The 715-nt window shown below is 50.1% G+C and carries 1 pseudogene; it reads right to left on the bottom strand.

The window, feature by feature from the left end:
• Nucleotides 1-715 (bottom strand): annotated as a pseudogene (locus JMX91_RS13240) (OmpA family protein); the annotation flags it as partial.

Here is a 715-nt window from a genome sequence, read left to right as displayed (position 1 = left end):
TGATTCACCGTTCTCACCTGTGGCGATACGCAATGATGCAGGCTCAACATCAGCGGCAACCGCTGTTGCATTACCTTCGGCGGCTTGCTCTTGGGTGACAGCAGGCGTAGCAACGGGCTCAGGATTTTCTTGGCAGCCTCTAGCAATGCCCAAGCCAAAGCGCCTAGAATAATCAGACCAATGATGGGCAGCAGCGCTTTCATAAAACTGCCTTCTGTTTCTTCTTCGCGCTGAAGCGGTGCAGTGCTGACCGTATCAGAAATTCGTGCACCTGCAGGCGCAGCGGCAATCATACCTGCTGGCAAAACTGTGCTCGCCCAAGCAGGAATATGATGTTGGTAGCTAGCCGAATTATCGTTTAAAAACTGTGGCACAGGTGTCGTCCCTGCCAAGCTCTTTATTTCATGGTACGCAAGTGGTGCTGCCATCGCGATTAAACCGCGAGAAGCAGTGACATCGACATTGTGTTTACCAGCAAGCTCACGAGCTATTTGGTCACGGTGTGTGCTATCCGTCCATATGCGCTCATGAAATCCCTGATCATCACGAGCGATATTCTCGTTAGAAAAGCGATCATGAGTATCTTTGTCTGCCAAGCGAGCAGCAAAAATAGCATAAAATTGCTCAAGCAAGTTTTTCTCAGCTGGGCTACGGTCATCTCCCAATACTGCGGGGCTTACCGTTCGCGTCAAATGGCTGATAACATCCATAATGT

It is taken from the genome of Psychrobacter sp. Pi2-1 (assembly GCF_904846645.1).
Classification (GTDB): Bacteria; Pseudomonadota; Gammaproteobacteria; order Pseudomonadales; family Moraxellaceae; genus Psychrobacter.
This window is presented reverse-complemented; position numbering and strand designations above follow the sequence as displayed.